The organism is Rhodococcus sp. IEGM 1406, from assembly GCF_030056745.1.
GTDB classification, from domain to species: domain Bacteria; phylum Actinomycetota; class Actinomycetes; order Mycobacteriales; family Mycobacteriaceae; genus Rhodococcus_F; species Rhodococcus_F erythropolis.
Window position 1 is genome coordinate 79,910 of sequence record NZ_JASHKO010000009.1, and the last position, 26,351, is coordinate 106,260.

Annotated in this window: 27 protein-coding genes; 3 read left to right on the forward strand and 24 right to left on the reverse strand. The window is 62.5% G+C overall.

All coding sequences use genetic code 11. The features are described from left to right. Positions 1-30: 30 nt before the first annotated feature. The 3 genes from trpC to QM596_RS29265 all read right to left on the reverse strand — a co-directional run bounded on the left by trpC (position 31) and on the right by QM596_RS29265 (position 3,256). On the reverse strand, positions 31-840 hold the full coding sequence (trpC, locus tag QM596_RS29255; RefSeq protein ID WP_003944016.1) for an indole-3-glycerol phosphate synthase TrpC: 810 nt from the start codon (positions 838-840) through the stop codon (positions 31-33). 125 nt (positions 841-965) lie between these two features. Beyond that, entirely contained in the window at positions 966-1,673 is a 708-nt protein-coding gene (locus QM596_RS29260; protein ID WP_019748659.1) for a TIGR02234 family membrane protein, read from the reverse strand. Further along, positions 1,670-3,256: an anthranilate synthase component I gene (locus QM596_RS29265; protein ID WP_019748660.1), complete on the reverse strand. Its 1,587-nt coding sequence runs from the start codon at positions 3,254-3,256 to the stop codon at positions 1,670-1,672. The genes QM596_RS29260 and QM596_RS29265 overlap by 4 nt, the downstream gene beginning before the upstream one ends. A gap of 57 nt (positions 3,257-3,313) precedes the next feature. Between QM596_RS29265 and QM596_RS29270 the strand changes: the two genes are divergently transcribed. Next, entirely contained in the window at positions 3,314-3,772 is a 459-nt protein-coding gene (locus QM596_RS29270) for a peroxiredoxin (protein ID WP_020907928.1), read from the forward strand. A gap of 39 nt (positions 3,773-3,811) precedes the next feature. Here QM596_RS29270 and QM596_RS29275 read toward each other — a convergent pair whose 3' ends face one another. Continuing rightward, positions 3,812-4,594, reverse strand: coding sequence for a dioxygenase family protein (locus tag QM596_RS29275; RefSeq protein ID WP_019748662.1), 783 nt, complete (start codon positions 4,592-4,594; stop codon positions 3,812-3,814). A 175-nt stretch (positions 4,595-4,769) separates the two neighbouring features. On the opposite strand from QM596_RS29275, the gene QM596_RS29280 reads away from it, so the two are divergent. Beyond that, positions 4,770-5,279: a MarR family winged helix-turn-helix transcriptional regulator gene (locus tag QM596_RS29280; RefSeq protein WP_020969752.1), complete on the forward strand. Its 510-nt coding sequence runs from the start codon at positions 4,770-4,772 to the stop codon at positions 5,277-5,279. Between the two features lie 29 nt (positions 5,280-5,308). Here the strand turns inward: QM596_RS29280 and QM596_RS29285 are convergent, their stop codons facing one another. After that, a complete protein-coding gene (locus QM596_RS29285) occupies positions 5,309-6,847 on the reverse strand; it encodes an FAD-binding protein (protein ID WP_020907931.1) in 1,539 nt (512 codons plus the stop codon). Positions 6,848-7,115: 268 nt separating this feature from the next. On the opposite strand from QM596_RS29285, the gene QM596_RS29290 reads away from it, so the two are divergent. Next, positions 7,116-7,706, forward strand: a complete 591-nt coding sequence (locus QM596_RS29290) for a TetR/AcrR family transcriptional regulator (protein WP_003943994.1) — start codon at positions 7,116-7,118, stop codon at positions 7,704-7,706. On the opposite strand, the gene QM596_RS29295 is transcribed toward QM596_RS29290, so the two are convergent. From QM596_RS29295 to QM596_RS29385, 19 genes are read right to left on the reverse strand one after another with little or no spacing between them, the layout of a single operon-like run. Continuing rightward, positions 7,703-8,170 (reverse strand): hypothetical protein, encoded by a 468-nt coding sequence (locus tag QM596_RS29295; protein WP_134999577.1) that lies wholly within the window; start codon positions 8,168-8,170, stop codon positions 7,703-7,705. The genes QM596_RS29290 and QM596_RS29295 overlap by 4 nt on opposite strands. Next, positions 8,167-8,703, reverse strand: coding sequence for an Rv1363c family protein (locus QM596_RS29300; protein WP_283310578.1), 537 nt, complete (start codon positions 8,701-8,703; stop codon positions 8,167-8,169). Before QM596_RS29300 ends, QM596_RS29295 begins: the two co-directional genes overlap by 4 nt. Beyond that, a complete protein-coding gene (locus QM596_RS29305; RefSeq protein ID WP_021334011.1) occupies positions 8,670-9,989 on the reverse strand; it encodes an MCE family protein in 1,320 nt (439 codons plus the stop codon). Before QM596_RS29305 ends, QM596_RS29300 begins: the two co-directional genes overlap by 34 nt. Beyond that, positions 9,986-11,143 carry an MCE family protein gene (locus QM596_RS29310; protein WP_153212172.1) on the reverse strand — a complete coding sequence of 386 codons (1,158 nt, stop codon included), beginning with the start codon at positions 11,141-11,143 and terminating at the stop codon, positions 9,986-9,988. The genes QM596_RS29305 and QM596_RS29310 overlap by 4 nt, the downstream gene beginning before the upstream one ends. Next, complete coding sequence (locus QM596_RS29315) at positions 11,140-12,402, reverse strand: MCE family protein (protein ID WP_069147170.1); 1,263 nt, start codon at positions 12,400-12,402, stop codon at positions 11,140-11,142. The genes QM596_RS29310 and QM596_RS29315 overlap by 4 nt, the downstream gene beginning before the upstream one ends. Further along, on the reverse strand, positions 12,402-13,424 hold the full coding sequence (locus tag QM596_RS29320) for an MCE family protein (RefSeq protein ID WP_283310579.1): 1,023 nt from the start codon (positions 13,422-13,424) through the stop codon (positions 12,402-12,404). Before QM596_RS29320 ends, QM596_RS29315 begins: the two co-directional genes overlap by 1 nt. After that, entirely contained in the window at positions 13,421-14,443 is a 1,023-nt protein-coding gene (locus tag QM596_RS29325) for an MCE family protein (protein WP_029255482.1), read from the reverse strand. Before QM596_RS29325 ends, QM596_RS29320 begins: the two co-directional genes overlap by 4 nt. Continuing rightward, positions 14,440-15,609: an MCE family protein gene (locus QM596_RS29330; protein ID WP_020907940.1), complete on the reverse strand. Its 1,170-nt coding sequence runs from the start codon at positions 15,607-15,609 to the stop codon at positions 14,440-14,442. The genes QM596_RS29325 and QM596_RS29330 overlap by 4 nt, the downstream gene beginning before the upstream one ends. A gap of 9 nt (positions 15,610-15,618) precedes the next feature. Continuing rightward, positions 15,619-16,491 carry an MlaE family ABC transporter permease gene (locus QM596_RS29335; protein WP_003944051.1) on the reverse strand — a complete coding sequence of 291 codons (873 nt, stop codon included), beginning with the start codon at positions 16,489-16,491 and terminating at the stop codon, positions 15,619-15,621. Continuing rightward, positions 16,488-17,228, reverse strand: coding sequence for an MlaE family ABC transporter permease (locus QM596_RS29340; RefSeq protein ID WP_021344419.1), 741 nt, complete (start codon positions 17,226-17,228; stop codon positions 16,488-16,490). Before QM596_RS29340 ends, QM596_RS29335 begins: the two co-directional genes overlap by 4 nt. Positions 17,229-17,262: 34 nt before the next feature. Continuing rightward, complete coding sequence (locus QM596_RS29345) at positions 17,263-18,516, reverse strand: cytochrome P450 (RefSeq protein WP_047888955.1); 1,254 nt, start codon at positions 18,514-18,516, stop codon at positions 17,263-17,265. 53 nt (positions 18,517-18,569) lie between these two features. Continuing rightward, the gene (locus tag QM596_RS29350; protein WP_283310580.1) at positions 18,570-20,207 is read right to left on the reverse strand and encodes an acyl-CoA synthetase; all 1,638 of its coding nucleotides are present in this window, start codon (positions 20,205-20,207) and stop codon (positions 18,570-18,572) included. Between the two features lie 26 nt (positions 20,208-20,233). Beyond that, positions 20,234-21,481, reverse strand: coding sequence for a hypothetical protein (locus tag QM596_RS29355; protein ID WP_031333428.1), 1,248 nt, complete (start codon positions 21,479-21,481; stop codon positions 20,234-20,236). Between the two features lie 5 nt (positions 21,482-21,486). Continuing rightward, positions 21,487-22,038 (reverse strand): Cif family virulence factor, encoded by a 552-nt coding sequence (locus tag QM596_RS29360; protein WP_020907944.1) that lies wholly within the window; start codon positions 22,036-22,038, stop codon positions 21,487-21,489. 58 nt (positions 22,039-22,096) lie between these two features. Continuing rightward, a complete protein-coding gene (locus QM596_RS29365) occupies positions 22,097-22,288 on the reverse strand; it encodes a ferredoxin (protein WP_020907945.1) in 192 nt (63 codons plus the stop codon). Between the two features lie 2 nt (positions 22,289-22,290). Continuing rightward, the gene (gene cyp51 / locus QM596_RS29370) at positions 22,291-23,685 is read right to left on the reverse strand and encodes a lanosterol 14-alpha demethylase (protein ID WP_195791395.1); all 1,395 of its coding nucleotides are present in this window, start codon (positions 23,683-23,685) and stop codon (positions 22,291-22,293) included. Then, on the reverse strand, positions 23,682-24,488 hold the full coding sequence (locus QM596_RS29375) for an SDR family oxidoreductase (protein ID WP_019748681.1): 807 nt from the start codon (positions 24,486-24,488) through the stop codon (positions 23,682-23,684). The genes cyp51 and QM596_RS29375 overlap by 4 nt, the downstream gene beginning before the upstream one ends. Further along, entirely contained in the window at positions 24,488-25,693 is a 1,206-nt protein-coding gene (locus QM596_RS29380) for a cytochrome P450 (RefSeq protein WP_019748682.1), read from the reverse strand. Before QM596_RS29380 ends, QM596_RS29375 begins: the two co-directional genes overlap by 1 nt. After that, positions 25,690-26,256, reverse strand: coding sequence for a TetR/AcrR family transcriptional regulator (locus QM596_RS29385; RefSeq protein ID WP_024487471.1), 567 nt, complete (start codon positions 26,254-26,256; stop codon positions 25,690-25,692). Before QM596_RS29385 ends, QM596_RS29380 begins: the two co-directional genes overlap by 4 nt. Positions 26,257-26,351: the final 95 nt, after the last annotated feature.

The window sequence follows — 26,351 nt, forward strand, 5'->3', positions numbered from 1 at the left end:
CATCAAAGCACGCCGGGCGGGTGAAGCGCTTTATCGAGACGGTTTGGGGCAGGACGGGTGTGCACCGGCATTGACCAGATCTGCGACGGCCTTGCGAGGGTCGCCGCTGGTCACGAGGCCTTCACCGACGAGCACTGCGTCGGCGCCCGCACCGGCGTACGCCAACAGATCGGCAGTTCCGCGAACACCCGATTCGGCGATCTTGATCGTCTCGGTCGGCAGACCGGGAGCAATGCGACCGAAGGTGTTCTTGTCCACCTCGAGGGTTTTGAGATTGCGCGCGTTGACACCGATCACCTTGGCGCCGGCTTCGAGCGCGCGGTTGGCTTCTTCCTCGGTGTGCACCTCGACGAGGGCAGTCATTCCCAGAGATTCGGTGCGATCGATCAGCGAGGCGAGCGCCTGCTGTTCGAGTGCCGCGACGATCAGCAAGATGACGTCGGCGCCGTGAGCGCGAGCTTCGTGAATCTGGTACGGCCCCACGATGAAGTCCTTGCGCAGCACCGGAATGGTGACCGCTTTACGGACTGCGTCGAGGTCGGCCAACGAGCCGTGAAAACGGCGCTCTTCGGTGAGAACACTGATGATGCGTGCGCCACCGGCTTGGTAAGCCGCGGCAAGCTCTGCGGGATCGGCAATGTCGGCCAGCGCACCCTTTGAGGGGCTCGCTCGCTTGACCTCGGCGATGACGCCGATGCTCGATTCCAGAAGTGCTGCTGCAGCATCGAGTGCAGGCGGTGCAGCGGCCGCAGCAGCCTTGACTGCAGCGAAGTCGAGTACGGCTTCGCGGGCGGCGACATCAGCGCGCACCCCGTCGAGAATCGAGTCGAGTACGGTCATCGTGGCCCGAATCCTTTCTGGGCAAGAGCCCGATGTGAGATACGTCATCAGGGTGGTCTCAGCCTAGTGGGACGAAATTTTGCTACTCCGCCGGGGTACCCACGCAGGTGAGGGTTCAGTCTTACTCAGTGCGACGACCCCGGTTTCGCACCGTTGCCTCCCCCAGCTCCGTCGTCCCCGTCAGCCACTGTCGGGTCCTCTCCGGCATCGAGCGCGTCCCACAACATCCGTTGTGTCACAGGCTCGTCCGACGCGGGCGTGTCTCCCTGACCGAGCTTGGCTGCAGCTTCGCGGCGCGCGGCCGGGTTGTCGTACTTCGACGACAACCCGCCTCGCACTGGAGGTTTGCGCATCAGAAGTACTGCTGCGCCGAGCGCCGCCACCGCTCCGAGCAACGCAAGCAAGGCAGGCAGTACCGAAACAGTCGTCGAGAGATCTTCCGGGTGACCGGACAACTCGGCCAACTCCACCGCTCGGTCCGCAGAGGCTCCGGACACCAACAACTGCACCGCCGGAACCGCTACCGCGACGGCGACGAGTGCCACCAACAGTCCGACCACACGAAGCGCCCAACCTCGCACCGCGAACGACGCCGCGATCGCCGCCAGAAGCGCGAGCGCGAGCGGAGTCATCGCCGCCGCCCAGGTGCTGCCGTCGAGGTCCGTCGTCCGCTCCAGCGTTTTGCCGTCGCTCGAGGTCAGATGAACCCACGTCATTCGTGAGCTGCCCCACAGAGCTGCTGCCGACAGTGCAAGCAAAAGCGTCCTCGGCACAGCGGTGCCACGAGAAGCCCTTGTAGGCTGCTCCGCTGCAATCGACTCGTTCTCACTCACTGATCGTCACCTCCGATGGTGCGCAGGGTGTGCGCCGACGCGATGGCGCTCAGCACTGCCATCGCCTTGTTGCGGGCCTCGGTGTCCTCGTAGACCGGATCGGAGTCGGCGACGACGCCGGCGCCCGCCTGGACATATCCGATCCCGTCCTTGATCAATGCCGTTCGGATCGCGATCGCGGTGTCGGCGTCGCCGGCGAAGTCGAGGTAGCCGACGATGCCGCCGTAGATACCCCGCCTGGTGGGCTCGAGTTCTTCGATCAGCTGCATCGCACGCACCTTGGGTGCCCCTGACAGGGTTCCAGCGGGGAAGCATGCGGTGACCGCGTCGAGAGCGTGCTTTCCCTCGGCCAGATGACCGGTGACGGTCGATACGAGATGCATCACGTGGCTGTACCGCTCGATGTGCCGGTAGTCGTGCACCTTCACCGTGCCCGGGCGACAGACACGACCCAGATCGTTTCGCCCCAGATCGACGAGCATGAGGTGCTCGGAGTTTTCCTTCTCGTCGGCGAGGAGGTCCTTCTCGAGCAGGATGTCGTCCTCCTCTGTGGCACCGCGCCATCTGGTTCCAGCGATCGGGTGTGTCGTCGCGACGCCCTCGGCGACGGTGACCAGTGCTTCAGGGCTCGAACCGACGATCGAAAACGCCGTCTCTCCGTCACCGTTCGGCACGTTGAGCAGATACATGTACGGGCTGGGGTTCGACGCGCGCAGCATCCGGTACACGTCGATCGGTGCTGCAGTGCAATCGATCTCGAATCGCTGCGAGAGAACTACCTGGAATGCCTCGCCCGCTTCGATGTCGCCGATCAACTTTTTGACGTCGACACCGAAGCTCTCGGTGGTGCGTTGACGACGGTAGTTCGGAGTCGCTTTCGAGAATGTCGACACCGTCGATTTCGCCGGCGCCGCGAGAGCGCGAGTCATCGCGTCCAACCTGGCGACCGCGTCGTCGTACGCCGTGTCGACACGCTCGTCGGTGCCGTCCCAGTTGACCGCATTGGCGATGAGGGTGATCGCCCCTTCGTGGTGATCGACAGCGGCGATGTCGGCAGCGAGCAGCATGACCATCTCGGGTATCTGCAGGTCGTCGACCGCGGAGTCACCCAATCTCTCGAGGCGCCGCACCGCGTCGTAACCGAGGAACCCGACCATTCCGCCGGTCAGCGGGGGTAGGTCGGGAAGTCGCTCCGAACGAAGTAGTTCGAGGGTGGCACCGAGTGCATCGATCGGGTCACCGCCGGCCGGAGCACCGGCCGGAACATTGCCGTACCAAGCCGCCTCTCCGTCCACGACGGTCAGTGCAGCCGGACTCCCGACGCCGATGAACGACCACCGCGACCACGAACGACCGTTCTCGGCCGACTCGAGCAAGAAGGTGCCTGGACGATTGCCGGCCAACTTCTCGTACGCCGAGAGCGGAGTTTCGGAGTCCGCCAACACTTTCCGAGTGACCGGAACGACCCGGTGCTCAGCTGCGAGGGCACGGAACTGCTCCCGAGTGGTGGTGGAATCGGACGCGTCACCGACGATCGCGGTGTCGGACGACCGTGCGGACATGGAGGTGGGCTCGCCGTGCATGCCTCCATCATCCCAGGCTCCCCCACACGGTCGTCGTGCGCGGGTAACCTCGGCCGAATGAAACCAGGCCAACTCGCCCCCGATTTCTCGCTGCCCGACCAGGACGGAACTCCGCGCTCGCTGACGAGCCTGCTCGCGAACGGCCCCTTGGTCCTCTTCTTCTACCCGGCAGCCTCGACGCCGGTGTGCACCGCCGAGGCGTGCCACTTCCGTGACCTGGGCAGCGAATTCGCCGCGGTGGGCGCTTCGCGGGCAGGTATCAGCACCGATACGGTCGAAGCTCAGTCCACCTTTGCCACCGCACAATCCTTCGACTACCCCCTGCTCGCCGACACCGACGGCAAGGTAGCCGAACAGTTCGGCGTCAAGCGCGGACTCCTGGGCAAGCTGGCTCCGGTCAAACGCTCGACCTTCGTGATCGACACCGACCGCACCGTTCTCAAAGTCATCTCGAGTGAACTTCGCGCCAACACGCACGGCGACCAGGCACTCGAGTTCCTTCGCAATCGAAGCTGACTCACCTGGGCGAAATGATTCTCTGAGCAACCTGATTCTCTAGGCGACCTGAATCGAGCGCTTCGCAAGTCCCATCCAGAATCCGTCGATCACCTGGGTGGGCACCTGCTCCGGATCGGACGACGCACCGAGCGTGACGAACAACGGGGCGAAGTGCTCGATGGTCGGATGCGCGTACGGCATCCCGGGAGCTTGGGCGCGGAAGTCGATCAACGAATCGACGTCTCCGGCAGCGAACCTCTCCCCTGCCCACGCGTCGAATTCCGCCGACCATCCCGGGGCCTGCGCCTCCGGTGACGGATCGCGCAGGAACGGCAGCCCGTGCGTGGTGAATCCGGATCCCACGATCAGTACACCTTGCTCACGGAGTGGCCGTAGGCGTTCTCCGAGATGGAGCAAACGCTCGGGATCGAGGGTTGGCAGCGAAATTTGCAGTACCGGGATGTCTGCGTCCGGGTACATCACCGTGAGCGGCACGTAGGCACCGTGATCGAGTCCTCGATTCGGCTGCTGAACCACTCGTTCGTTGTCCGGCATCAACGCGGCGACCTGAGCTGCGAGTTCCGGAGCGCCGGGAGAGTTGTACTTCGCGCGGTAGAACCTCTCGGGAAAACCACCGAAGTCGTAGATGAGCGGGGTGCCCGTGGTCGTCGAACCGATCGTCAGCGGTGCTGATTCCCAGTGCGCCGAGACGACGAGGATTGCCGTCGGCCGCGGAAGATCGCCGGCCCACGCCCCCAATTGGTCGACCCACAACGCGCTGTCCACCAGCGGCGGAGCACCGTGGCTGAGATACAGCGCAGGCATGGTTGTGGTGGACATATGGGCTCCTCGGGATAGACATTCGTCGTTAAGTTGAAGGTTCAACCTAATATAGGACTCAACACTTGCGTCCCGCAACTATTCCCCGCAATATTCTTCTGGACATGCGTCTGAGACGCTGTACACCAGCACGCTCCGTGCACGAAGAATGCTCGACCCGAAGGAGAAGTCACCGATGAGTGAACCGACCGCGCAGCCCGACGCGCAGTCTCAGACGAAGTGGCTCACAGCCGAGCAGCAGGAAGCCTGGCTGACACTGATCGCTCTCGTGACACGGTTGCCTGCCGCACTCGACACTCAACTGCAACGCGATTCGGCACTCACCCACTTCGAATACTTCGTGCTCGCCGCACTCTCGGACGCCCCCGACCACAAGCTCCAGTTGTCGGTACTGGCCCAGCGCGCGAACGCTTCCCTGTCCCGCCTCTCGCACGTCGTCACGAAGATGGAGAAAGCCGGCTGGGTGAAACGGGAAGTCATTCGCGGCAGCCGCGGCTCCAACGCAGTACTCACCGACGAAGGAATGACAAAGGTCGTCGCGGCCGCGCCGCCACACGTCGCCTCGGTTCAAGGTCTCCTCTTCGAGGGCCTCGATGATCGCCAGGTCGCCCAGCTTTCGTCCTTGGGGACTGCAATGCTCAGCCAACTGGACAAGGGAATCGCCGCCGGACTCGGCAAGGCCTGACCCCTTTCCCGACACGAGCGGCCCGATCCTTACGACGGCGGCTTCGTGAGGTCGAGTGCAGCCAGGTGACTGAACAGCATGCTCGCTCCGATCGGGTTTCCACCTCCGGGATACGTAGTCCCGCTGGCCGCTGCCATCGTGTTCCCCGCCGCGTACAACCCGGCAATCGCCGTACCGTCGGCTTTGAGCACCCGCCCGGTTGCGTCGGTACGTAGACCACCTTTGGTCCCGAGGTCGGAGATACCGAAAGCGGCCGCGTGAAACGGTCCTTGGTCGATCGGTACGAGCGGTGAAGCCCCCTCCGAAAAGGCACGGTCGTACGCAGTGTCTCCTCGGCCGAAGTCCGTGTCGACGCCGGTCGCCGCAGACTCGTTGAATCGCTTCACGGTCTGCACCAGTTCCGCTGCGGGAACATCGATCTGGGCGGCGAGGTCTTCGAGCGTCTGGGCACTCTTCCACAACCCCGCATCCACATACTGCTCCGTCTGCGCCATGGGCACGTTGGGCGCCTTCACCGGCGGCACTGCACCTTCCCTGTTGTCGTAGATCATCCAATACGGTGTGGTTACTTCTCGTGCCAGCATGTGTTCGATGACGGAGCGACCCAAGCGGTCGTACGGCGCAGACTCGTTGACGAATCGACGACCGTTGTCGTCCACGAAGATTCCGCCGGTGAACCACAGCGCAAACGCGGAGCGGCCATCCGGATGGGTGAGCCCCGGCGACCACCAGGCCTCCCCCATGAGGTCGGTATCGGCGCCCACGGCGATGGCCGCCTGATGCGCCTTGCCGAGATTGCCGGGACAACCCATCGTGTCGAGCGCCGAGCCGGGAACACCGAATTCGGCACGCAGGGTCTCGTTCTGTTCGAATCCGCCCGCGGCCAGAATCACTCCTCTGCGGGCTCGGATGGTTCGACGCCGACCACCTTGTTCGACGACCGCGCCGACGACCGATCCGTCCTCGACGACCAGTTCTTCGAGGGTGGTGTTCAGGTGCATGGCGGCGTTGGCGAATGTCGAAAGTGCCAGCAAGAATCGACCGATCAACGACTGCCCGCCGACGAGGTACGCCGGCAACTCTTCTCCCAACCGCTCCGTCGCGAGCGGCGATCGAAGTGAATCACGAAGCACACCAAGCCTCTTCGCGTTCATCGGTTTGGGAACGATGTGTCGACCGCTCGCGCGAGCCTTGGGTTTTTCCCCGAAGTAGTCGGGCCACGGCAGTATCTGGAACTCGAAATTCGAGTCCTCTTCGAGATAGTCGATCAACCCGGCGCCGCCTCGAACGTATGCCTCCTGGACGTCGGCAGGTGTCCGATCACCCACCACCGAACGGTAGTACTCCAGCGCATCTTCGATGGTGTCGTCGTCCCCGCCCCGGCGAAGAACGGCGTTGCACGGGAACCACATTCCGCCGCCGCCCGAGTACGCCGTTGTTCCGCCGTACTTGTCGGTCGCTTCGATCACAATGACGTCGAGGCCTTCTCGTGCTGCCGTGTACGCGCCGGCGAGTCCGCCGCCCGATCCCACAGCGAGTACGTCGCATGTCTCGTCCCACTTCGTCATAATCAGCCTCTCCGATCCTGGGCACATTTCCGAACGTGTTCTAGAAATCGTTCTAACACATGGACTTAGAGATCGCGGGGTATCGAAATTCTGTCCCACCGAGCGGGAGCGAGACATGACGCCGAGCGGGAGCGAGACATGACACCGAGCGGGCAGCGAGACATGACACCGAGCGGGCAGCGAGACATGACACCGAGCGGGGAGCGAGAACGAGCGGTGATAGCGCACACTTTGCTCGCACGGGTCTGATCCCGTAGTGTCTGGACACATGTCTGGTAAGACCAAGTTCGAGTCCACTCGTCGACGGCTCACACAGCAGCAAGCCGAAACCGTCGATCGATTGACCGCGGCAGCGATCACGGTCCTGCGCGACAAAGGGTTTGCCGATCTGACTGTGCGAATGGTGGCAGCGGAAGCCGGTGTCGCCGCAGCCACGGCATACACCTATTTTTCGTCCAAGAGTCACCTTGTGGCAGAACTGTTCTGGCGCCGACTCGACGCGGTACCTCACGAACCCTCCCCCGAGGCGGAACGAGAAGCGCAGGTCTGCTCGGTCCTTCGAAGCGTCGCACTCCTCGTTTCCGACGAACCGGAGCTGGCCGCGGCCGTGACCACGGCGATGATGGGCAACGATCCCGACGTCGAACACCTTCGGGGACGTATCGGCAAGAACATCCGCGAGCGGCTCATCGAGGCGCTGGGGCCGTCATACGATCCCGACGTACTCGAAGCACTCGAAATCTCCTGGTCCGGAGCGCTTGTCCGAGCCGGCATGGGTTACGAGTCCTATTCGCAGATCGCAGACCGGCTCGAAGTCACTGCCAGGCTGATCATGGCGGGCCGCGACAACCTTCACTAGACGGGGGTCATGGCACTCACCAGCCATGTGCCGTCGACTCGATCGAGTGTCACCTCGACTCGGCTCGACGTCGACGCTGGTGCCGGCCGCGCGATACTCGTCGTGATCTGATCGACGAACAGGAGCAATTCTGCTCGGTCTGCAGCAGCGGAGAGCACTCCCACGTCGACTACTCGCGCCTTCGTGCTGATTCCTTGCTCCTTCGACTGGGGTGCAACGGTTTTCGATCCGAATTCAGCGAAGCGGTCCTGAAATGTTCCACTTGCGCCCTCGGCAGCATGTGCAAGATCCTCGTCCACCGTGTCGCTGTTGTAGCTCAAGAGATTCTCGACGAGCATCGGCGCCACACCGATCACCTCGACACGTGCGGTTTCAGCGGCTGCCGAACGGTGGTGACTCCAGAGCAGAGTCCCGCCGGCTCCCACCAAGATCAGCGCTGCAAACGCCAAGACCACGCGCTTCACGGGACGAACTCCACACTCGACATCAGTACCCGACCGTCGACCTCCTCGACACCGACGCGAAGACGGTAGGTTCGCGCCGAAGATTCTCCCGCCGAATTGCCGACCTGAGCCGATGCCGCGATCAGTACCACCCCCGAGGTTCCGGATTCCGATGCCAGGGCTGCGGTGTCGACACGACCGTCGGAATCGACGGCGAAATCACGAATCGATGCGACGAACGCAGGTTCACCGGACTTCAGTTCGTCTGCAAAAGTTCCCGTAGTCAGCGACTTCAGCGCCGCGAGATCCTCGTCGAGCGTGGCAGAGTGAACGTCGATCAGAGCAAGGGTTCCTGCGACAGCACCGTCGACGAACCCTTGACGCTGGGACTCTCGCGCGCGGTCCGATCGAACTGCCAGACAACCGAAGACGACAACGACGCTCAGAGCCGCGAGTGCAATCCAGACCAGGGCAGTGAGTACACCGCGCTTCCCTCCGACCGGATCCAGCACCTCACCTCTCAGCGATTCGTCGGCGTCAGCAACTGTTGCCACGGCTCACCCTCCCCCGGACCGGAGTCAGCCGGAGCCAACTCCGTGTGTTGATAGTCGACTCCGTCAGGCCCGGTGTACAACTCGCCGGGCGCATTGGTCCCCGACGGCACGTACGCTTCGGGGCTCCGGCAGATCTCCGGGCTCGGTGCTCGTTTGCCCGGTACCTCCATGCAGGGAATGTTCCGAGATCCACGAACGGCGAAGACCGAGTTCTGTGGCACTTTGCAGTACAGATCAGCCGGGGTGTCCGGCACACTCGTCTGGGTCGGGTCCCGTCGCTGATCGGCGGGAAGGTAACCGGTCGAGCACGCCGCAGGGTCCTGCGCTTGGAGGTGGAAGTTGACGTTCGCGGCGCCGTCCACCTGCCCGCGTTGTACGACGGTTTCCTGTGCCGCGACCAGTGGCGGCAAGATGACGAGCACCTGCTCCAACCCGGCGTTGTACGTCAAAGCCACCTGAGCGGTGCTGGTGAAATTGGCAAGCAGCACAGGCAAAGTGGGTTTGAGGCCTTGAAACAGCAGGTCGGCTTCAGTCGCGAAGCCCGGTCCGGTCTCGAGGATATTGCGCACGGAGCCGTCGGCGACCTCCAACTGTCCACTGAGCTGAGCGACACTGGACGCCCACTGGCGAATCTGATCGCCCGTCACCACCTGTGTCTGCAGGAGCGGATCCAACTGCTGTACGAGCGTCGTAGCCGGCGTTGTGGCAGCGGACATCTGATCGACGAACGAAGTGGTCGAATCCAGCAGACGAGCCAGATCCTCTCCCCTGCCTCCGAAAGCTGCCGCGGACTCGTCGATCACCGATCGCAACTTGTCCTGCGGTACGGATGCGAGCATCGCCTGCGCCTGATCGAGGACCGGTCCGATCTCGGTCGGGATCGTGACAGCGTCGGGGCCGATCACGTCTCCGTCGGCCAGAAAGGGTCCGTCCGCGGTGCTCGGTTGCATGTCGACGTATTGCTCACCGATTGCCGACACGCTTCGCACCGCTACTGTGAGTCCGCTGGAGGGAACGGGAACCGCACTCTCCAAAGATAATTCGGCGCGTACCACTCCCGGCGAGAGACGCACCGACCTGACCTGACCGATGGTGTCGCCGCGATAGGTCACGTTCGCGTTCCGATACAGGCCGCCGGCGTCGGGCAGTTCGACTGTCACCGAATAGCGCCCGATGCCGAGCATGGTCGGAACTCTCAGGTACGAGATAGCCGCTGCGCTCATGCCTATCACCGCCAGGATCGCGAAGATCGTCAATTGCCTTCGCACCAACTTCGTGAGAATCATCGTCCACCGTCCTGGTCGGTCCGCCCTGTACCACTTGGGGCGGCCCGCCCGGTGTCACTTGGGGCGGCCCGCCCGGTACCCAGAGGCGCGGTCAAAGGATCGACCAGTGTTCCGTTCTCCACCGGAGTTTGCGGCGCCCCGAACGGAGTACCGAAGCCCAGACCTGACTGAAGGCGATTACTCGTGAGGTCAATCAGCGCCCACAAATTGGTGTAATCACCGCGCATTCCGTCGTCGATGGTCGTCTGGGGGAAGGGGAAGGTACTCAGATTGCCCAAATTGTTGATCAGGTCCGGTCCTGTTTCGACCACCTTCTGCAGCGTCGATTCCAAGGCGCTCAAATTGGCTTTCAAATCGTCGCGGGTCCGGTCGACCAGATCGGTCCCGACGTCCCCGAACCTGCCGACCGCATCGAGGGCGGTGGTCAGGTCGACGCGTTGGGCGCTCAGTTCCGCCAAGGCCGGATCAAGGGTCTCCAACGCCTCACCGAGAACGTCTCGCTGAGCCGTGATCTCGCCGGCGAACACGTCTAGATTCTCCATGGTCGTGACTATCGCCTCGCGTTGACGGTCGAGTGTCTCGGTCACGGTGTCCATCTGGCTCAGCAGGTCGCGCGCCGCATCGGTCCGCCCGCCGAGAGCAGTGTTCAGTTCCGTGGTGATGCTGTGAATCTGGGCCAGCCCACCGCCGTTGAGCACCAAGGACAGTGCCGTCAACGCTTCCTCGGTGGTGGGATAGACACTGGCCGATGCAAGGGGAATCACGGATCCCTCCGACAACCGCCCTTCCGGCGCCACCTCGGTGGGCGGCGCGAGCGCGACGTGTTTGGATCCGAGCAGACTGGTTTGGCCGATCTTGGCAGTCGCGTTGGCGGGCAGCGACACCGAACCGTCGAGCGCAACCGTCACCCGTGCGTGCCAGTTGTCGGTCTCGATCGCACTGATACTTCCGACTGTCACATCGTTGACCATGACCGGAGAGTTGGGACTGATCGACGTGACGTCCGGCATCTCGATCACGACCGAGAAACTTCCCTCACCGCGGCCGGCCGCGCCCGGCAGCGACACCGAATTCAGCCCGCTCCATTGACAACCCGTCAGAACGAGCACGGCGCTCGCCGCCACACACATTGTTCCCCACCGGCGGCCAGTCATCGTGATCCTGTCGACGGCATGAGCAAGCCGGTCAGATCAGACGCCACCGGTACCGTCGGAAAACTCAAGGCGCCAGTCGGTTCCAGATCAGGCTCGCTGTACACCAGTTGGTCCGGAAGAGCGCCGAGCGCCCGGGTCGGATTGATGCTCAGGTCCGGGTAGTTCGCCTTGATCGTGTTGAGCAACGGGCCGAGGTATTCGATGCACAAATCCGCGCCCTTCTTCGAGGTGTCGTTGGCCAGGCCGGCGATTCCGCCGCAGATCAAGTCGATCGGGTTGCCGACGTTCTGGAATGCGGGCACACCCACCATCGCTCCTTGGGCCGGCCGATAGACGTTGTAGTAGTTCGACAACGCTGTCGGAGCCAGATGCAGTACCTTCTCGAGACCTGCGCGCTTGTCGACCAATACCTGGGACACGTCGGCCAACTTCGCGATCTGCTCCGTCAAGCCGGTTCGGTTCTGTTCGACAAACCGCTGTACGTCGACGACGGCGGCGTCCAGATCGGCGAGAGCCGGAGCCAATTGCGTCCGGCTCTCGGCGAGCACACTCGAGACATTTGCCAGCCGTCCTTGGAACTGAACGATCTGTTCGTCGCTTGCGGCGAGTGCAGTCGTGAAGGTCTGCAGGCCGCGGATGGTGCCGAACAGATCGGCTCCGCCTTCGTCGAGTGTGCTCATAGCCTCCGAGAGTTCGGTCACCGAGCGCCCCAGCGCTTCCCCGTTGCCGGCCAGTGCGGATCCGGCACCGTCGAGGAAGTTGGCGGCGGGACCACGATCGTCCCCGTCGGGACCCAAAGCATCGGCAGCCCGGCCCAGCTGTTCCTTGATCTGGTCCCACTCGACCGGGACCGCCGTTCGGTCGAGCCCGATCTCCGCACCGTCATTCAGTGCGTCGGCGCCGTCCGTCACCGCCGGCGTCAACTGCACGAAGCGGGCCGAGACCAGTGACTGGGCAACGATCACCGCTTTCGCGTCCTCGGCGACGGGAACCTCGCGCGCCAATTTCAGTTCGACGCGCATTCGATCTCCCTGTGGGGCGATCTCGGTGACGCGGCCGACGTCGACCCCCACGACACGAACGTCGTCACCGACATACAGGCCGGTCGTCGAGGTGAAGTAGGCCGTCACGTTGTAGTAGCGCAGATGTTGCACCGCAAGGTATCCCGACACGACGACGATCGCCGCGCCGACGACGCTTCCACCGACTACGCCGATTCGACGCCAGTTCACCGGTTTGCGAACTCGTAAGGCACCCATCATCGAACCTCCGGAATCGGTAGCGGCGCAGGTGGTAGCCCGAACATCGCGTTGATCAACGGTTGGGTGTATTGCGCCGGTACCAGGTTCTGGACGTAGGCGTAATAGAAGGGACCGCTGGCCACGGTGTCGCCGAGCGTGCCCACGTACGTACCGAGACCGTCGATTCCCTGAGAAAGGTTGTCCTTGTTGTTCTGCAGAATGCCGACAACCGTGTCGAGTTTGCCGAGGACCGGTTGCAATTGCGCCTCGTTGTCGTGGACGAGTCCGCTCAGCTGGGTCGACAACGCCGAGATGTTCGTGATCACTTCCCCCAGCGCCGCCTGTCGCCGATCCAGTTCTCCCAACAAGGCGTTGCCGTCGACGAGTAGCGCGTTGACCTGTGGTCCACGCTCGGCCAGCGTCCCGGCGACGTCGTTTGCATCGGACAGCAAGGTGCGCAACATGTCGTCGCGTCTATTGACGCTGTCGGAGATCCGTGCGACACCGTCCAGCGCCGGCCTCAGGTTCGGCGCACTGTCGGACATCACCTGCCCCACTGCGTCGAGCGATTCGGAGAGCTGGTCGAGATCGATGTCCTCGACCGTCGTGGTGAGGTCACCGAGCACGTCGGGCAGCGAGTACGCCGATCTTGTTCGCTCGACCGGGATCTCGCCGCCGACCGCGATCCTTCCCGGACCGTCCAGATTGAGCGATACCGCTCGCTTGCCGAGCAACGACATCGTGGTGACGGCTGCCGACGTGCTCTCTCCCAAACCGATCGAGCCTTCCAGTGTGAAATCCACGCGGGCGAGTCCGTGCTCGACCTCGATCCGGTCCACCGTTCCGATCTTCACTCCAGCGGCGTTGACTTCGTCTCCCGGCGCGAGACCGCTGGCGTCGGCGAACACCGCGCTGTACCCGACACCCGATTTCAGGAACTGCAGATTCTGATACTGGAGCGATGCCAATACGACGGCGGCCGTGACGACCAATCCCACGACCCCCACGCGTACGGCCTGGCTCTGTGCCATCTCTCTCATCGTGGTGCGCACCTTCCGGTCGTCTGATCCACCAGGTCGACAGTGAGCGGCGTACCGTCGGCACCGTCGACCTTCAGTGCGATTCCGCACAGATAGAAGTTGAAGAACGACCCGTACGAGCCGACTCGGATCAGCTGCTTGTAGTTCGAGGGCATGGACGCGAGAATCCGATCGAGCTCACTTTGTTGCTCGATCAGCGGATTCAGGCTAGCGTCCAGCTTCGACAGGTTTCCCGCGATGTCCGGGCGAACTCCGGCGAGGAGATCGGCGAAGGTGCCTGATGCGGTGTTCACACTCTCGACGGCAGTCCCGATCATCTCCCTGTCCGCCGCGAGCCCGCTGACCAGCTGTTGTAGGTGATCGAGAGTGTCACTGAACTGACCACCGCGGCTGCGCAATTCACTGAGCACACCGTCGAGGTTGCCGATCACTCGACCGATCAGTTGGTCGCGGTCTGCGAGAGTGTTCGTGATCGATCCGGTGTGCGCCAGCACCGATGCCACAGTTCCGGACTGGCCTTGAAACACCTCGAGCAAGGACATCGACAACGCGTTGACCTGCTCCGGGTCCAGGGCTTGAAACAGCGGCTTGAAACCACCGAGTAGCGCATCGAGGTCGAGTGCCGGTGCGGTGCGATCGACGGGAATGCTCTCGTCCTGTGGCTGCGGTTCCGCGATCCCCGGATCGTCGAGCAGTTCGAGGTATCGATTACCCACCAGATCCTGATATCGAACAGCGGCTCTGGTCGATACAGTCACGGTGTCACCCGTATCCACACTGAAACTCACGTGGGCACGGTGATTCCCACCGAATTCGACGGAGCCGACAGAACCGACCGGCACACCCGCGATGCGCACCTTGTCGCCGGCTCTGAGCCCGGAGGCGTTGACGAACTCCGCCGAGTACGACCTCGCGTCGCCACCTCGCATCTGGCCGAACACGAGGATCAGCCCGGCGTTGACGAGGATCATCACCAGAACAAAAATTCCGAACTTGACGGTGTACCCACGAACTTTCATCGGATCTCCGTCCCGAACAGGTAGCTCATCAGATCCGGGACCGTGTTCATCGGTTGCCCACCATTCGGCTGACGCTCGGGCGCAAACGGATTCACCCCGGTATCGGTCACCAGGTACGGAGCATTGACGTTCGGGTCGCGCAGTGGAAGACCCATACACTGCGGGCCACCTGTTGCCGCGACCTTCGGAAGGTCGTCGGGATATCGGTACGGTTCGGTTCCGGCGATCAGACCGATCGACATCTTGATTCCTGGTTGTCCGTTGTAGGCGCCGTCGCCGATCTTCTTGCTCTCCTGCAGTCCGTGGAACATGCAGGGAATCACCGGGGAGTATTCCTCGAGCAGTGCGGTGGTCGGCCGCAGTAACGACAGAACGGTGTCGATACCGTCGGCGTTGGCTCCCAGTACATCTTCTCCGGTGCGGGCGACCCCGATCACGTTGAGCAAGAGGAGATCAAGATTCTGCTGCTCGTCGAGAACAGTTGTTCCCGTCGTCGTGAGCGAGTCGAGGGTGTCCATCAAGTCGAGAACAGCGTCGCGGTAGGTCTGTGTGACGGCTGGTAAATCAGTCAACACATGATCGAGAGCCTCACGTGCAGTGTTGAATTCAAGCAAGGAGGAATCTGCTTGTTCGAGTGCGACCCCGAGCCGTTCGCCGCGTCCTTGCAGAGCAGTCGAGAGGGCACCCAATGTCGAATCGAGCTTGCCCGGGTCCACCGTCCGGAGCACGGTGGTGAGTTTCTCGAACACCGTGTTCAGCTCGACAGTCACCCGGGATGCGTCGATCGTCGCCCCGGCGGCAAGTCGCGCGCTGCTCGGCTGCTCCGGCGAGGACAGGCTGACGAACTTCGCGCCGAAGGCCGTGTTCGACGTGATCGCCACATCCACGTTTGACGGAATCGATTCGAGCGCTTCGGGATCGATCGACAACGACAGTTGTGCGGTGGCGTCGTCAGTCGGCGTGATGGACTCCACCGAGCCCACGGTCACCCCGGCCATCTTCACCCGCGCGCCCGGATCCATCACGAGCCCCGCGCGCTCCGCGATCACCGTGATCGGGACGCGAGCGACAAACACCTGGTTGAAAGACGCGACCGACAAAGCGATGACCCCGACGATCGCCGCAGCCAAGCCCAGAGCAGCCAACTTGTAGCCGTATCTGTGCACGCAGTCCCCCTAACCGGACAGATTGAAGTTGCCGGAACCGCCGTAGAGCGCGAGTGAGACGAGCAGGGTCACCGCCACGACGCAGATCAGCGAGAGCCGAACCCCGCGGCCCACTGCAGTTCCCACGCCCGACGGTCCCCCGGACGCGTTGTATCCGTAGTACGTGTGGATCAGCATCACCAGTAGTGCCATCACGAGCACTTGAACGAAGGACCATGCGACGTCGACCGGATCGAGGAACGTCGTGAAGTAGTGGTCGTAAAGACCGGAGGACTGACCGAACAGCACGACCGTGGTGAATCGTCCGGCCAGAAATGATCCTACGAGCGCCAGTGAGTACAGCGGCAAGATCGCGATCATCCCTGCGGTGACGCGGGTGCTGACGACGTACGGGACCGAACTGATCGCCATCGATTCGAGGGCGTCGATTTCCTCGCTGATGCGCATGGCACCGATCTGCGCGGTCGAACCTGCTCCGATCGTGGCCGACAGGCCGATTCCCGCGATGACCGGCGCAGCGATACGAACGTTGATGAAGGCGGAGAAGAATCCGGTGAGCGCTTCGACTCCGATATTTCCCAGCGAGCTGAAACCTTGGATCGCAATGGTGCCGCCCGAGGCTAGGGTCAGAAATCCTACGACCGCAACCGTGCCGCCGATCACTGCCAAAGCTCCGGTGCCCATGCTGATCTCGGCTACCAGCCTCAACACTTCTTTCGGGTGTTTGCGAATTGCCCACGGGATGTGAGCGATGGCGCGCGCGAAGAAGACAGCTTGTCGCCCGACGTCGTCGATCGAGCGTGACGTTCGAGCCACCCGCGCCCGCGTGCGTCCGAACTTGCCGATTTGTGCCAGCGAATCCGACAGCGTCACCTCGATCACCCCGCCGTCAATCGGATGCCGACCGCGGTGACGATGGTGTTGACGACGAACAACGCCATGAACGCGTACACCACCGTTTCGTTGACGGCCTCCCCCACGCCTTTCGGCCCACCCCGTACCGACAGTCCGCGATAGCAGGCCACCAATCCCGCCAGCATCCCGAACAGTGCAGCTTTGACCATCGACAACGCCACCTCAGGCAGGCCGGTCAGCAACGTGATTCCCTCGACGAAGGCGCCAGGGTTCACGCCCTGGAGAAACACCGAGAAGGCGTAACCGCCGGCGATGCCGATGACGCAGACGAGTCCGTTGAGCAGCAAAGCCACCACGGTCGACGCGACCACCCGCGGAATCACCAACCGATTGATCGGATCGATCCCGAGCACCTCCATGGCGTCGATCTCTTCACGAATCGTTCTCGATCCCAGATCGGCGGCGATGGCTGTCGCGCCCGCACCTGCCACGATCAGCACCGTCACCACCGGACCGACCTGAGTCACGGCACCGAGCGCGGCCCCGGCGCCGCTGAGGTCGGCGGCACCGATCTCGCGGAGAAGGATGTTGAGGGTGAAACTCACCAGGACAGTGAACGGCACGGCTACCAACACTGTCGGCACGATCGACACCCGGGCGATCATCCAACTCTGCTCGAGAAACTCCTGCACCTGAAAGCGAGTGCGGAACAAGCCCACTGCGACATCGGCGCCCATCCGGTAGAACTGGCCGAGTTCGCGCATCGGGCCCGCAAGTGCAACTCTTCCGCTGTACACGTCAATGCCCCGAAGGACATGACGTGGAGTTGCCGTAGTCGACCTTGAATTCCTTGATCCCGTTGAGCCAACCGGACGAGAGCCTGCTCGGATCGCCGAGCTTGCTGATGTCGGGCATGTGATCGGCGATCTTGCCGAAGATCAGATCGACCTCCATTCTGGCCAGGTTGGCGCCGACGCAGTAGTGCGGTCCGGTTCCTCCGAACGCGAGGTGCGGGTTCGGGTCTCGGGTGATGTCGAAGACGTCGGGGTTCTCGAAGACGGTTTCGTCGAAGTTCGCCGAGCCGTAGAGCAGTACGACACGCTGCCCCTTCGCAATCGCCGTGCCGGCAATCTGTGTGTCCACCACTGCTGTTCGTTGCATCGACGTCAGTGGCGAAGCCCAGCGGATGATCTCGTCCGCGGCGGTGCGCGGACGCTCACGCTTGTACAGTTCCCACTGATCCGGATGCTCGAGAAATGCCATCATGCCGAGTGTCGTTGCGTTGCGCGTCGTTTCGTTGCCTGCGACAGCCAACATGATGACGAAGAAACCGAACTGTTCCGGGGTGAGTTTCTGTCCGTCGATGTCGGCATGCACCAAGCGCGAGATGATGTCGTCGAGCGGTTCCTCCCGTCTCGCCTCGGCCAGTTGATAGGCGTAGCCCAGGATCTGCGCCGACGCCATCCGAGACTCGCCGGCGAGCGACTCGTCGTCGTATCCCGTCATCTGATTCGACCATTCGTACAGCTGACGGCGCCCGTCCTGCGGTACACCGATCAGATCCGAGATCGCCTGCATCGGTAACTCGCTGGCGACCTGGCTGACAAAATCACCGCTACCTTCCGCCACGGCAGCCGACGCTATGTCTTCTGCCCGCGCTTCCAGCCCGGCCCGCATCGCTTCCACCGACCGCGGAGTGAACAAGCGCGCCACCAACTTGCGCAGCTGTGTGTGCTCAGGGGCGTCCTTGTTGATGAGGACGTGTTTTGTCGCCTCCAACTCCTCCGCCGAGATGTTGTCTTCATGCCGCGGAATGCAGCCGTTGACGTTGCTCGAGAACTCCTCGCTGCGCAACGAGACGTCGCGGACGTCTGCGTGGCGGGAGACAACCCAACAACCACCGTCGTGAAATCCGCCGGTACCCGGTTCCTGGGCGTTCCACCAGACCGGAGCGCATCGTCGTAGTTCGGCGAACTCGGCAAGCGGGACGCGCTCGCCGTACAGATGCGGGTCGGTCACGTCGAACCCGTCGGGAAGGTCGATCTCAGGCATTGCAGATGCTCCTTTACGGATGGGCGCCGGGTGCCGGGTGTTGCGTGTGAGCGCTAGTCGATCCGGTGGACCGGGTCGCTGTTCTGTGAGAACTCCTTGGCCCAGCGGTAGTCCGGCTTGCCGCTCGGCGCTCGAACGACCTCGTCGGCGATCCAGAAGGAACGCGGAATCTTGTAGCCGGCAAGCTGAGTGCGGGTGTGTTTTTCGATGGAATCGAAATCCGGTTCCACACCATCGCGGACGCGGAGCACCGCCGCCACCCGATTGCCCCACCGCTCGTCGGCAATGCCGATCACTGTTGCGTCGTAGATGTCGGGATGGGCCTTCACCACTGCTTCGACCTCTTCCACGAAGACTTTCTCACCGCCGGTGTTGACCACCATGTTTCCCCGGCCGAGGAGAGTGACCGAGCCGTCGTCCTCGATCCGCGCTCGGTCTCCAGTCACCACTGCCCGCGCGCCGTTCACCTCTCGGAATATCTCGGCCGACTTCACCGGATCGTTGTAGTAGCCCAGTGGGACGTTGCCGAGTTTCGCCAACCATCCTTCGGCCCCCGAACCCGGCTCCAACACACGGTTGTCGTCGTCGACGACGACCGTGAATCTGTTGGCGCCCACTTTGGGTCCGCCACGCTGCTCGAGCCCTTTGGTTGCGAATCCGATTCCGCCGAAGCCTGTTTCGGACGATCCAACCGAATCAGAAATCATCAGATTCGGAAAGACGTCGAAGAACGCGTCTTTGACCGATCCGGAGAAGAGCGCAGCGCCGGAGGCGAGCACAGCCAGGCTCGACGCATCCGGTTGCAATTCGTGATGGGCTTCGACCAGTGGACGGCCCATGGCGTCGCCGGTGATGACCATGACCTGCGGGCGATACTCGGCGACGACTTTCCAGACCTTTGCCGCATCGAACTTCGGTTCGAAGATGACGGTGTTTCCGGAGAACAGAGCGTTGAACGTCGGCATCAGTGCCGAGGTGTGGATCAGCGGTGGAAGCATGCACCACCGCATCGGTTCGGCTGCCGCGGCGCCACCGCGCGACTGCTGGTACTCGTCGGCGATCGGCTCACCCGAATAGAAGTCGTAACCGCCGGCCAACACGCGCCAGATGTCTTCCTGCCGCCAGACGACGCCTTTCGGTCGTCCGGTTGTTCCGCCGGTGTAGAGAACGTAGACGTCATCGCCGGAACGCTCGGGAAAAGCATGTTCACCTACGCGCAGCGGGGATTGGTTGCCGAGCGCATCCTCGTACGCCACTGCCCCCGGAATCGACGGTTCGTTCCCGAGAGCGAGTTCGTCCGCCGCCTCGATCACGTACTTGACCCGCGGCGCGGACACCAACGCCTCGGCGACCCGCTCAGCGAAACCACGATGGAAAACCAACGCCGTGAGATCCGCATTCTCGTACAGGTAAACCAATTCGTCGCTCGTGTAGCGGTAGTTCACCGTGATGGGGACGCCGCGGATCTTGAAGGCCGCGAGGACAGCAACCATCGCCTCGATCGAGTTGTGCAGTTGAATACCGATGTGCGAACCGACACCCAACCCGACGGACTGGAAGTAATGCGCCAATCGGTTGGCCCGCTCGTCGAGCTCACGGTATGTCACCTCCTCGCCGGAAACGATCAGCGCGAGGCGATCGGGCATCACATCGACGGAATGCTCGAACAGGTCTGCAAACGTGTACGCCATAGGTTGAGTCCTTCGGGTTCGGCCGGTCAGACGACGAAGAGAGGCAAAGGGATTCCGCGATCTTCGAATACGAATGCCGCGCCGGTACTGACCTTCGTAATGGCGACTTCGACGCATTCCGGAGCGGGAGCTTCGGTGATGTCGACGGCCAGAAGGAGCCCCGCGGCATCTTCGGCCACCACTCTCACGGTGAAGTGCGGATTCACGCCGCGGACCAAAGCCTGGAGGGGATCGAGGTGCTCGCTGCCGAGCAAGGTCGGCCAACCGCCGTCGCGGTCGACAAGAGCGTCTCGCGAGATCCACAGCTCCAGAGCACCGCCGTCCGGTCGGATCTCGCTCTCCACATACTGCTTCGGATTCAGCAAGGGATGCACGGACAGGACCAATGCCAACGATTCCAGAGTCGAAGGAAGCCCGAGCGCATCTCGAATACGCTGTGCCGCAACTCCCGCGATTCCGGTCAATTGCTTTCGCGTGATCTCGCGCGCCTTGTCTTCGTCGGCACGGCGGCGAACCGCTGCCAGAAAGCCCAACGCCAACAGATGATGCTGCACGCAGATCTCCTCTGCGATACGAACCAAGGCTGATCGCGAGAAGTCGGAAAACCTCAGGTCGGACAACAACGGACCCGAGTAGTCCGCCCTACCGTCCCCACCGTGATCGATCGGGCTCAGCTCGACCGTCACCGCGGCGGTGCGTCCGATCTGCTCGGTGTGCGCGGTCATCACGGGAGGCGTGTGCGACGGGTCGATGGCAACGGTCCAGGCGCAGTGCGGATGTCGGTCCGCGGGCCTGCGCGGTGGTCGGTGAATCGGCCGGATCTGGGCGTGCGGGTTGGTCGCGATGGCCGTCGCATCGAAAGTCGGATCCTCGATGTCGTGACACATCGAGGTCACGAACTCATCGCCCAACGGCTCGACGTCCATGAGTGCTCCGCAATGATCGAGCCAGAATTCACCGTGCAGCGGATCGTCGACCCGGTATCGAAAGTCCATGAACTGTGGCGGAGCGCCGATGTCGAGTTGTAACCCTTTGAAGATCGTCACGACGTCGTCGCCCTCGTATCCGAGAGCCTTCTGCATGCGGCGGGTGTACCAGGGGCTGGCCGATTCCCACTCCTCGACGGCCACCTGCGCCATACCCTCGCGTCCGAATTCGACGATCAGATGCGCCATGCCCGAGCGATCGATCAGCTGCCCACACAGGAGCAACTCGGGCACCAACACGGCAAGGTCGCGCTGCGAGAGTGTCTCGAAGGAATCGCGCACCGTCATCGGACTCACCACAGCGGGACCGGCGCGGTGCCCACCGGATACCAGCCCGGTAGCGGGTCGCCCGAGATCGATCGCTGGATCCGGCCCTGCATCCCCTTCGAGAGAGCGTTGTTGCCGATCATCTCCATGAACAGTGCCGACACGTTCCCGAAGTCGAAGAAGTCACGCTGCCAGGACCATTGGAAGTCCCCGCCGTAGCGGAACCAACTACCGCCGATACCGTAGACGGAGTAGTTGCTCCCGTCCTCACGCTTGGCATCGGAAATCTGCTTCCACAAGCCGATCACGTTTCCGCTACGTTCGTCGATCACAAAGTCTTGATACGGGTACTCCCAACCTTCGAGGCCCTTCATCTCGAGGCCGAGCGCGACTTCGCGAATCTCCTCGCGCCCCACTGCCATGAAATCCTGCTTGGGACCATAGTTCCACCCGTACGTTGCGTCCTCGGTGTACATGTCCGCCAACGGTTTCCAATCACCGGCGGCTTCGGCCTTCTTGTTCGCCTCGATCCAGCGTTGGACCATCTCGTCGAGCTCTGCGCGGTCGAAACCCGTCATCTGAACTTCCTCCCTCGAGTACTTGAATTCGCTGCAATCAATCGACAATCCGCTGTAATCAGTCGACAATTCTCAGGGCGCCGGTCGGGCAGTACCTGACCGCCATCTCAGCTTCACCGCGGAGCGACTCGGGTGGGTCCGAGTCCAGAAGACTGACCTTCCCCCGCTTCGGGACGACAAAGATCTCCGGTGCCTCGAGCTCGCACGCCGCATGGCCTTGGCACAGGTCGAGGTCTACTTCGACGTGCATGATCACCCCTCACGCCCGGGACGTGTTCTGCGCCGGTACCTCACCGCGCACGGCTGCTGCAATTGGACGACCATCTTGCTGTGGTCGTTTCGGTAGGACTCCGACGGCTGCGCCATCTCGAACTCGAAGTCCCGCAGCAGGATCGAGAAGATCGCTTTGAGCTGCATCTGGGCGAATGCAGCGCCGACGCAGCGATGCCGGCCGGCTCCGAACGGAATCCACGTCCAGCGGTTGACGATGTCCTCTTGATTCGGGTCGATGTACCTCCCGGGATCGAAGGTGTCCGGTCGGGGGAAGTCCTCGGCGATTCGATTGGAGATCGCGGGCGTCGCGGCGACAAGATGGCCCTCTCGGATCTCGAAGCCGCCCACTTCGAAATCTCCACGTGCCACCCGCAACAGGATGATCAACGGCGGATGCAGTCGAAGGGTTTCCTTGACCACAGCCTCGAGAACCGGAATCTGGCGCAGGGCATGAAAACTGATGTCGGCGCCGTCGGAGTACAGATTGTCGAGTTCGTCGACGACGTCCGTCATGGTGTCGGGATGCCGCAACATCTCGATCAGCGACCACGCTGCCGTGCCGGAAGTCGTGTGGTGGCCGGCGAACATCATCGAGATGAAGATGCCGGTGATCTCGTCGGCACTGAACCGGAGGTCGCCGTTCTCGTCCTTGACCGAGACCAACACGTCCAACATGTCGCGGTCCTCCTTGCCCTTCGGAGGATTCGCGATGCGCCCGTTCATGATGTCCTGTACCAGAGCGACCAACGCCAACCGGGCCTCGTCGCGGCGGCGGAAACTCTCGATCGGCGCGTACGGATCCACGAAAGCCAATGCATCAGTTCCCTGTTCGAGCTCGTGATACAGCTTGGCGAAGCTATCGTCCAGTTCGTCGCGGAACTTCTTGCCGATCAGGCACGCCGACGAGGTGTAGATGGTCAGCTCGGCGAAGAAGTCGAGCAGATCGATCTCGCCTTCGTCTCCCCACTGCGCGACCATCGCCTCGACCTCGCGGCCGATCGTGGCAGCGTGCCCGCGCATCTGTTCGCCGCGCAGAGCCGAGTTGTGCAGCATCTCCTTACGCCGCTCCGGGCTGGCATCGAAGACGACGCCTTCACCGAATATCGGCTTCATGAAGGGGTAAGCCGCTTGTTGGTCGAGATCCTCGTCGGTGGAGCGGAAGAAGAACTCGTTTGCCTCAGCTCCGGACAGCAGGATCACTGTGCGGTCGGCAAGTTGAAAGGCGCCGACGTCACCACATTCCTCACGCACCCGGCGCATGAGCGCTATCGGGTCGGTTCGCAGTTCCTCGAGATGCCCGTGCGGGAGATCCCCGCCGGACACCCGCGGCGGCTCGGGCAGTGTTCGCGACGTCTCCTGCACTCCGTGCGTCATGTCGTCTCCTGTGAGTTCGCAGTGGGAAGTTTGTCCAGTGGTGCCTCGGGCTGAACTTCGACGAGCACGATGTGTGCTCCTCGCGGCGCCGACACAACGGCGACAATGGCATTGGCGATGTCCGAGGCGCGCAGAAAGTAACCATGGCGGGCGAACCCCCACTTACTCCACGATTCCCCAACCGGTCCGATGATCTCCGGCGTCGTGTCCATCCCCATGCCGGTCAGTGTCGGCCCGGGTCGCACGATCGACGCGCGAATGCCTGTTCCTTCGAGCTCCATTCGCATCTGGCGCCCCATTGCTTCGAGCCCGGCCTTGGCCGCGTCGTAAGCACCCATGAGTGGACGCTGGCGCTCGGCACAATCCGAGCCGATCAGTACGAAGTCACCGCGCTGTCGTTGCCTCATGCCGGGGAGTACGCGATGCGCCAATCGCTGCGCACCAACGAGGTGGACTTGGATCTGCCGTGAAAACGCCTCTGGATCCATCTCGTCCGCAGCCCCGAATTCGAGGTCACCGGCACCGGAGACGACCATTTCGGTGGGACCGTGGACTGCCTCTGCGGCCGAGACGAATCCGTCGACCGAATCACCGTCCGTGACGTCGAGGAAGTGGGCAAACGCTTCGCCACCATTGCTGCGGATCTTCTCGGCGATGGCTTCGCATTCGGTGACTCGACGCGCACCGAGCGCAACCGGATGGCCGAGTTCGGCCAGGGCATACGCAGTAGCGGTGCCGATTCCCGACGATGCACCACTGATCAATGCCGGCCGGCGAAGTGGATTGGGTTCGAAACGAGGCATCAGCGCACCTGCACTTTCACCGGCAGGGCCGCAAAGCCCCGGACGTTTGTCGAATGAACACGCTCGATTCCGGACTCGTCGACTTCGTAGTCGCTGACCCGACGCCCGAACTCTGCGAGGGCGATCTTGGCTTCGAGCTTGGCAAGGTGGGCACCGAGACAGAAGTGCACGCCACCACCGAAACTCGCGAGTTTTCCCGACGAACTCCGGCCGATCTGGAAGCTGTCGGCATCCTCGAAGACGTCGGCGTCTCGGTTGGCCGATCCGATCAGGAGCAGGACCTTCTCCCCCGCCGGAATGGTGCGTCCGTGATACTCGAGGTCGACAACCGAAGTCCGAGCCACGATCTGGCTCGACGTGTCGTAGCGAAGAGTCTCTTCCACCCACTCCGAGGCTCGTTCGGGATCGTCGAGAACCGGTGTGATCTGCTCCCGGTGGTGCGAACCCCAGTACAGAGCGTTTCCGAGAAGCTTGGTCGTGGTCTCGTTTCCGGCCACGACCATCAGAAACATGAATCCGAGGATCTCCTGGTCCGAGAGTTTGTCTCCGTCGATCTCGGCATCGAGCAAGGCCGAGGTCAGATCGTCAGTCCGCGATCGGCGACGCTGCGCGATCATCTCCTTGTAGTAGCCCATCAAACTGATCGAAGCCTCCACCGCAGGTTGCGGCACGTCGAGAACACCCGCCTCTCGATGCACCACCAGATCCGCCTTTCGCCGCAGTTCGGCTCTGTCGGGTTCGGGAACCCCCATGAGTTCGGAGATGACGTCCATCGGCAGCTTTCCCGCCACCTCCGTAATCCAGTCGAACTCCCCCGCGCCCAACGCAGGTACCAGATGTTGCTTCGTGAGTTCGAGTATCCGGCCGTCGAGCTCCGCAACCCGTCGCGGCGTGAATCCGCGAGAAACCAACTGGCGCAACCGCATATGGCGGGGATCGTCCATCGCGAGAAACGACATCACATAATGTGCGTGTGGACCGTAGGCTGCGGGGTCGAGCGATACCCCGTTGGCGCTCGAGAGACGCTTGTTGTCCTTGAATCCGTCGACCACGTCCGCATATCGCGACAACGCCCAAAAGCCAACGTCCGGATTGTGATACAACGGTGATTCTTCGCGCAGACGCTTGTACGTCGGATACGGATCGTCGTGAAAGTGGTAGTCGTACGGATTGAAGACCACCGGATCGATCAAAGCTTCTGTCATGATTTCTCCAGGATCAGTAGAGCTGAGGCCTCGAGGCGTCCAGCGATTTGCGCGTAGGTTCCGTAGCCGATCCCTGCTCGCAGAAGCGCCCCGGCATAAAGCATTTCGAGCGCTTCCAACACTTCGGGTTCGCCATTCGGATCCAGCGCCGAAGCGAGTCGTTGATGGATCTCGAGTCCGATCCGCCCGCGAAGATGTTCCACTTCAGGATCGGATCCGAGCAGTGCATTGGTCACGGCGGCCGATACCTCCGGTTCGTCCGCGAGAAGCAGCGCGATGTTTCGAAGTACAGACAGCACGTGCGCGGTGCGATCCAACCCTGAGCCATCAGGCGCCGACGAGTTCTGAAGTCTTCGCCAGAAAACCTCTGCGACCAGATGCTCCTTGGACGCGAAATACGTGTAGGCGGTCGCAGTTCCTACACCCGCTTCGGCCGCAACCGAACGGACAGTCAGTCCGGAAAACTCTTGTTTGCGTAGAACTTTCACTGTTGCTTCGGCAAGCCTGGCCACAGTTTCCGCCTGTTTGCCCGTGAGGCGCCTGCGAGTGGATTCATAGACAATCGATCCCCCGCCACTTGAATCGCCCCGTTTGCTGGACACGTGTCTGGACGTTACTACAGCGCCCTGTCCAGGGCAACGAAATGGGGAAACTTCGA